Below are 6,879 nucleotides of genomic sequence, written 5' to 3'. Positions count from 1 at the left end.
CGCTTTCTCTACCGGGCCACCGAACCGGTCCTCCGCCCCATCCGGCATCGCCTTCCGGTCTGGCAGATCGGGCTGGACCTCTCACCGGTGATCGTCATCCTGCTCATCTACTTCCTCCAGCAGTTCCTCGTGTCCGTCCTCTACCAGATCGCCCGCATGATGGCCTGAGGAGGTCGCGCCATGCGCATCACCCCCGTCGACATCCGCCAGCAGCAGTTCTCGGTCCGCATGTTCCGGGGCTACGATGTCCACGAGGTGGACGCGTTCCTGGAGGACGTGGCCGAGGACTACGAACAGATCACGAAGGAGAACGCGCTCCTCAAGGAGCAGCTGGCGACGCTGGAGGAGCGGATGCGGGGGTTCGAGGAGCGCGATCGGACCCTCCAGGACGCGCTGATCGCGGCTCAGCGCGTCAGTGACGAGATGAAAGAGGCCGCGAAGCGGGAGGCCCAGCTCGTGCTGCGGGACGCGGAGCTGGAGCGGGAGAAGCTGCTGGAGGCGGCGCGGACGGAAGAGGCCAAGCTCAGGAGCGAAGCCCTGACCCTCCAGCGCACCCGGCGCCACCTCTTCGAGGGGCTCCGTGCCACGGTCGAGATGTACCAGCGGCTGATCGCCAAGGAGCTGGCCGATGAAGGGCCCGCAGCGGGCTGATTCCACGCTGCTCCACGTCCGGGTGCAGCCGCGGTCGTCTGCCACCGAGGTGATCGGCTGGGACGGGAACACGCTGCGCATCCGCGTGACGGCCCCGCCCCTCGCCGATCGGGCCAACCGCGCGGTCGTCGACCTCCTGGCCCGCGCCCTCCTCGTCCCGCGCGCTCAGGTCCACCTCGTGCGCGGGGCCCACGGCCGTGACAAGCTGATCCGGATCGCCGGGATCTCGCGCGACCTGCTCGAAGCGAGGCTGGCCGCGCGGCGGGTGCTCGGGTGATCACGCCCGTCCGCTGGGCCGGGGACCGTTTGGTTCTGCTCGACCAGCGGCGTCTCCCCGCCGAGGAGAGCGAGCAGGCGTGCTCGGACTGGCGCCAGGTCGGCGAGGCGATCCGGACGCTCGTGGTTCGCGGGGCGCCGGCGATCGGTGTGGCGGCAGCCTTCGGCGTCGTGCTTGCCGCGCGGGAGAGTCGCGCCAGCGCCTTCGAGGACCTCTGGGCTGACCTGGAGGTGGCCGTCAAGGGGCTCGCCGCCACCCGGCCGACGGCCGTGAACCTCTTCTGGGCGCTCGAGCGGATGCGGCGCGTCTGCCTCGAGCACCGCGCGCTGCCGCTGGACCGCCTCAGGGAGCGCCTCCTCGCCGAGGCCCTCGCGATCCGGGACGAGGACGTCGCCGCCAACCGGCGCATCGGCGCGGAGGGCGCGCGCCTCGTGCCCGAGCACGCGCGCATCCTCACGCACTGCAACACCGGCGCGCTCGCCACGGCCGGCTACGGCACCGCCCTCGGGATCGTCCGGGCCGCCAACGCTCTCGGCAAGGTGGAGCTCGTGTGGGTGGACGAGACGCGGCCGGTGCTCCAGGGGGCGCGGCTCACGGCCTGGGAATGCGTTAAGGAGGGGATCCCGCACCGGGTGATCGCCGACGGCGCGGCCGCGGCGCTGATGGCCCGGGAGCAGGTGGATCTCGTGATCACCGGGGCTGACCGGATCGCGGCCAACGGTGACACGGCGAACAAGATCGGCACCTACGGGCTGGCGGTCCTCGCCGATCGGCACGGCATCCCCTTCTACGTGGCCGCCCCGTTCTCGACGATCGATCCGGCCCTCGCCTCGGGGGCGCTGATCCCGATCGAGGAACGGGACGCGAGCGAGGTCAGGCGGGTGGGCGCCGAGACCGTCGCCCCCGCGGCCTCGCCGGTGTTCAACCCCGCCTTCGACGTGACGCCGGCAGCGCTGATCACCGCCATCGTCACCGAGCGAGGCGTCTTCCGCCCGCCCTACGACTTTTCCAGCGGGCCGTGCGGATAACCGTCGCATCCCGGCGTCCTCCGACCACCCTTCGGGCGGTGCCCGCGCCGATCCTCAACGTACAACCGCGTACGCCTCCGGTCGGCTCCTCCCTGCGTCCTAGGGCTGCTCGGTTCTCGCCCCGGCCCGGGTCGACGTGCTCCAGGTGAGCCAGAGCGGCAACCGGGACACCCGGGTCGCCCGCGACTACCACGACCGGACCGCCCACAGCCGCTGGTCCGTCCGGCAGAGCGGCCACTCCCTCGACTGGGAGACCAAGCCGTTCCTCTACAAGGTCTATCCCGACCTCCCCGTGGTCCAGCTCCCGCGCGAGCTGCCGTCCCTCGCCGCGGATGCCCTGGAGGCGCTCGGTGGACCCCGGGGGTCGATGGGCACGGTCACGCTGGAGGAGCTGGCGGCACTTCTCTTCTTCGCGGCGGGGATCACCAAGAAGAAGACCTACCCGGGCGGCGAGGAGATGCACTTCCGCGCCGCGGCGTCCACCGGCGCCCTCTACCAGACCGAGGTGTACGTGGTGGCCGCGGCGGTCGCGGACCTCGCCGCGGGCGTCTATCACTTCTGCCCCGGCGACTTCGCGCTGCGGCGGCTGCGCGAGGGCGATTTCCGCCAGGAGGTTGGCGCGTCTGCCGCCGATCCCGCCATCGCCCGCGCGCCGGCGGCACTCGTTCTCACGGCGATCTACTGGCGAAACACGTGGAAGTACCAGGCCCGCGCCTACCGGCATCTCTTCTGGGACTCTGGGGCGATGCTCGCGAACCTGCTGGCGGCCGCATCGGGCCTCGCGCTCCCCGCCCGCCTGGTCGCCGGCTTCGTGGACAGTCGGGTAAACCTCCTCCTGGGTCTCGACCCTGAAAAGGAGGCGAGCCTGGAGCTGGTCCCGGTCGGGCCTGACGGCGCCGAGGCACCGCCTGCGCAGCCCGCGGAGCCGATCGGGCCGCGCACGCTCCCGCTCTCTACCAGCGAGGTGGATTACCCGCTGCTCCGCGCGATGCACACGGCCTCCGCCCTCGCCGACCCCGAGGAGGTAGCCCGGTGGCGCGGGGGGGCGGGACTCTCCAGCCCGGACCCTCCCCCGGATCTTCTGCCGCTTCCGGCGCCTAAGGGCGGCTTGGGACGTGGCCTCGCCGAGACGATCGTCAGGCGGGCGTCGACCCGACAATTCGCGCACGTCCCGATCACCGCCGAGGAGCTTTCCACCGTCCTCTTCCACGCCACGCGCGGCTTCCCCGCCGATTTCCCCGCAGGCCTCGTTCACCTCTACCTGATCGTCAACGCCGTGGACGGCGTGCCGGCGGGCGCGTACTGCTACTGGCCCGCACCCCACGGCCTGGAGCTCCTGAAGGCGGGAGAGTTCAGAAGCCAGGCCGGATACCTCTGCCTCGAGCAGGCCCTCGGCGCCGACGCGAGCTGCGTCATCTTTTTCCTCGCCGACCTGGCGTCGCTCCTCGATCGCTACGGGAACCGCGGCTACCGGCTGGCTAACCTGGAGGCCGGGCTTGTCGGAGGCCGGTGCTACCTCGGAGCCTACGGGCTTGGCTTCGGAGCCTCGGGCCTCACCTTTTACGATGGGGAAGTCGTGAGCTTCTTCTCGCCCCATGCTGCCGGGAAAGACGCGATCTTCGTGACCGCCCTCGGTCGCTCGGTGAAGGCGGCGCCGCGCACTCGCGTGTCCGTGCAGCTCGGCAGGTCGTGACCCGCGCCGGCGGGCTCGCTTCGTTGCAACATCACGGGCCATGTGATACGGTTCACGAAGTTTCGTGGCGCGAGTTTTCGTGGTCAGTGAGAGGAGCGATCGATGAAGAAGTACTACCTCATGGCGCCCGGCCCGACACCGGTCCCCGAAGACGTCCTCCTCGCGATGGCGCGGCCCATCATCCACCACCGGACCCCGGAATACGAGGCGCTCTTCGCCGAGGTCCGCGCCGGGCTCAAGAAGCTGATCCAGACCAGGCAGGAGACCGTCCTCTTCGCGGCCTCGGGGACCGGCGGCATGGAAGCCGCCGTGGTCAACACGCTCTCCCCGGGCGACCGGGTGGTCGTGATCCGGGCAGGGAAGTTCGGCGAGCGCTGGGCCGAGATCTGCCAGGCGTACGGTCTCGAGGTGGTTCCGCTCGATGCTCCGTATGGGCACACGGTGCCACCCGAGGGGCTGGCCGAGGCGCTCGCGAAGACCTCGCGCGTGAAGGCGGTCTTCTGCCAGCACAGCGAAACCTCCACGGGCGTGCTCCACGACGTGCGGGGCTACGCCGAGGTCACCCGGAAGAGCCCCGCGATCCTGGTCGTGGACGCGGTGTCGAGCCTCGGGGTTGCCGAGCTGCCCATGGACGCGTGGGGAGTGGACATCGTGGTCTCGGGCTCCCAGAAGGGGCTCATGCTCCCGCCGGGGCTCGCCTTCTGCACGCTTTCCGAGAAAGCCTGGGAGCTCACGAAGACTTCGCAGCTTCCCCGGTACTACTTCAACCTCGCCGCCGAGCTCCGCGCGATCCAAAAGAACCAGGCGAACTTCACGCCGGCGGTCTCGATCGTCATCGGGCTCCGCCAGGCGCTGGCAATGCTCGAGGCCGAGGGCTTCGCGAACATCTTCAAGCGCCACGACCTCCTCGCCCGCGCCACGCGCGCCGGGGTGGAGGCGCTGGGCCTCGAGCTCTTCGCCAGGGCGACGCCGAGTCCGGCGATCACGGCCGTGGTGGCCCCGCGCGGGATTGACGGCGAGGCGGTGGTGCGGGGCTTCGCCAAGTCCCGGAACATCACGATCGCGGGCGGGCAGGGGGAGATGAAGGGCATGATCTTCCGCCTGGGCCACATGGGCTACGTCGGCGAGTTCGACGTGATCGTGGCCCTCTCGGCCCTCGAGCAGGTGCTGACCGAGCTGGGGATGCCTGTGGACATGGGAGCCTCCGTACGCGCCGCCCAAAAAGTGCTCGCCGAGAAGCCGTGAAAGTGCCCGCACGGGCCGTGTCGGCCGGCCTCCGGGTCGAGCGAGCCATGCCGGGAGGCGGTCGGGTACCCGTCGTGAGCGAGCGGGGAAGGGGAAGCCGGACCGCACACCACGGGTGGATGGACGTGAGCGAAGTGAGTGAATCTAGTCTCGCGCGACGGTTTGACGCCGCGGAGGCGAGTCCGGAGGGGCATCCCCGCCCCGCAAGCCACAGACGGGTGACCGCCGAAGGCTAGGCGAGCGAGGGCCGGAGGCCGGACAACGCGGACTGATCGCCGGGACAGGACCCGCGAGGCCGGGCCGCCGAGGCAGCTGTCATGAAGAAGGTGCTGGTGACCGACGGGCTCCAGGAGGTCGGGGTCGAGGCGCTCCGCAAGGAGGGGCTCCTCGTCGAGACCGTCCCGACGCTCTCGGAGGCGGACCTGTGCCAGCGGATCGCGGGCTGCCACGGCCTCATCGTGCGGAGCGCGACGAAGGTCAGCGCCACCGTCCTGGAGGCGGGCAGGGACCTGGTCGTAGTGGGTCGCGCGGGCGCCGGCGTGGACAACATTGACGTCGAGGCGGCCAGCCAGCGCGGCGTCATCGTCATGAACACTCCGGGCGCCAACACGATCGCCGTGGCGGAACACACCGTAGGCCTGCTCCTCGCGCTAGCGCGCAAGCTCCCCCAGGCCCATGGCGCGCTCAAGGGCGGGCGCTGGGAGAAGGAGCGCTTCGCGGGGATCGAGATCTACGGCAAGACCCTCGGGATCATCGGCCTGGGGCGGATAGGCTCCGAGGTCGCCCGACGGGCTCAGGGGCTCAGAATGCAGGTCGTGGCGTACGACCCGTATCTGACCGCCGAGGCGGCGAGCAAGCTGGGCGTGGAGCTGGTCGAGCTCGATGAGCTTCTGGCCCGCGCCGACTTCGTCTCGATCCACATCCCGCTCACCAAGGAGACCCGGAACTTCCTGGGCCCGGCCGAGTTCGCTCGCATGAAGGACGGCGTCCGGCTGATCAACTGCGCCCGTGGCGGCGTCATCGACGAGGCCGGGCTCGTGGACGCCGTGCGGAGCGGCAAGGTGGCGGGGGCGGCCTTGGACGTCTTCGAGCAGGAGCCGTTGCCGGGCGGCCACCCGCTGCTCGGTCTCGAGCAGGTGATCATCACGCCGCACCTGGCCGCCTCCACAGAGGAGGCTCAGGCCCAGGTGGCGCTGGCCATCGCCCAGCAGATCGCCGACGTGCTCGTCCGGGGGATCACGCGGAACGCCGTGAACGTCCCCTCGGTCGATGCCGAGACCTACAAGACGCTGGCGCCCTACCTTACGCTCGCCGAGAAGCTGGGGAGCTTCCTGGCCCAGCTCGCCGAGGGCCGGATGCGGGAGCTCCGGATCGAGTACGCGGGAGAGGTCACGGGCTTCAGCACCAACATCCTGACGCTCACCTTCCTCAAGGGGCTCCTCACCGCGATCCTGAACGAGAACGTCACGGACGTGAACGCCCCCTACCTGGCTAAGGCCCGCGGCATCCGGGTCCTCGAGACCTCCACGGCCGAGAGCGAGGACTACGCGAGCCTCGTCACCGCCGAGCTGACCACCGACAAGGGGGCGTGGCGCGTGGCGGGGACCCTGTTCCACAAGCGCGAGCCCCGGATCGTGCGCATCGACGGCTATCCCCTCGAGGCCGTCCCGTCGGGGTGGATGCTGGTCTTCTCGAACCTGGACGTGCCCGGCGTCATCGGCCGGATCGGCACGCTCTGCGGCCGCCACCGGATCAACATCGCGGGCATGCAGCTCGGCCGCGAGCGCCGGGGCGGCCGGGCGGTCTCCATCCTGAACCTGGACGACCCCGTCCCCGAGCCGGTGCTAGCCGAGATCCGTGCCATGCCGGACATCGTCTTCGCCAAGCTCGTCAAGCTGTAAGGGCTGTCCGGCCGAGCTCCCATGCGCTGCGCCGCCTGTGGCCAGGACAACGCCCCGTCGGCGAAGTTCTGTGCCGAGTGCGGG

The 6,879-nt window shown here is 70.5% G+C and carries 7 protein-coding genes; all 7 read left to right on the top strand.

Annotated elements, in window-relative coordinates; all coding sequences use genetic code 11:
• Positions 1-168 (top strand): YggT family protein (locus HY726_05395; GenBank protein MBI4608426.1); only part of this gene is annotated, 168 nt, incomplete at its 5' end.
• Between the two features lie 12 nt (positions 169-180).
• Positions 181-651: a DivIVA domain-containing protein gene (locus HY726_05390; protein ID MBI4608425.1), complete on the top strand. Its 471-nt coding sequence runs from the start codon at positions 181-183 to the stop codon at positions 649-651.
• Positions 629-928: a DUF167 domain-containing protein gene (locus tag HY726_05385; GenBank protein MBI4608424.1), complete on the top strand. Its 300-nt coding sequence runs from the start codon at positions 629-631 to the stop codon at positions 926-928. The genes HY726_05390 and HY726_05385 overlap by 23 nt, the downstream gene beginning before the upstream one ends.
• Positions 925-1,956, top strand: a complete 1,032-nt coding sequence (gene mtnA / locus HY726_05380) for an S-methyl-5-thioribose-1-phosphate isomerase (protein MBI4608423.1) — start codon at positions 925-927, stop codon at positions 1,954-1,956. The genes HY726_05385 and mtnA overlap by 4 nt, the downstream gene beginning before the upstream one ends.
• A gap of 145 nt (positions 1,957-2,101) precedes the next feature.
• On the top strand, positions 2,102-3,649 hold the full coding sequence (locus tag HY726_05375; GenBank protein MBI4608422.1) for a SagB/ThcOx family dehydrogenase: 1,548 nt from the start codon (positions 2,102-2,104) through the stop codon (positions 3,647-3,649).
• 102 nt (positions 3,650-3,751) lie between these two features.
• Positions 3,752-4,894: an alanine--glyoxylate aminotransferase family protein gene (locus HY726_05370; GenBank protein MBI4608421.1), complete on the top strand. Its 1,143-nt coding sequence runs from the start codon at positions 3,752-3,754 to the stop codon at positions 4,892-4,894.
• A 317-nt stretch (positions 4,895-5,211) separates the two neighbouring features.
• Positions 5,212-6,795: a phosphoglycerate dehydrogenase gene (locus HY726_05365; GenBank protein MBI4608420.1), complete on the top strand. Its 1,584-nt coding sequence runs from the start codon at positions 5,212-5,214 to the stop codon at positions 6,793-6,795.
• Positions 6,796-6,879 lie beyond the last annotated feature (84 nt).

The organism is Candidatus Rokuibacteriota bacterium (assembly GCA_016209385.1).
In the GTDB taxonomy this organism is placed as follows: Bacteria; Methylomirabilota; Methylomirabilia; order Rokubacteriales; family CSP1-6; genus JACQWB01.
The sequence above is the reverse complement of the archived record's forward strand: the minus strand, read 5'-3'. Positions and strand labels throughout refer to the sequence as shown.

Coding starts and splice junctions, on each gene's coding strand:
- HY726_05390 (MBI4608425.1), top strand. CDS start 181: ATGCGCATCACCCCCGTCGACATCCGCCAGCAGCAGTTCTCGGTCCGC.
- HY726_05365 (MBI4608420.1), top strand. CDS start 5,212: ATGAAGAAGGTGCTGGTGACCGACGGGCTCCAGGAGGTCGGGGTCGAG.
- HY726_05370 (MBI4608421.1), top strand. CDS start 3,752: ATGAAGAAGTACTACCTCATGGCGCCCGGCCCGACACCGGTCCCCGAA.
- HY726_05385 (MBI4608424.1), top strand. CDS start 629: ATGAAGGGCCCGCAGCGGGCTGATTCCACGCTGCTCCACGTCCGGGTG.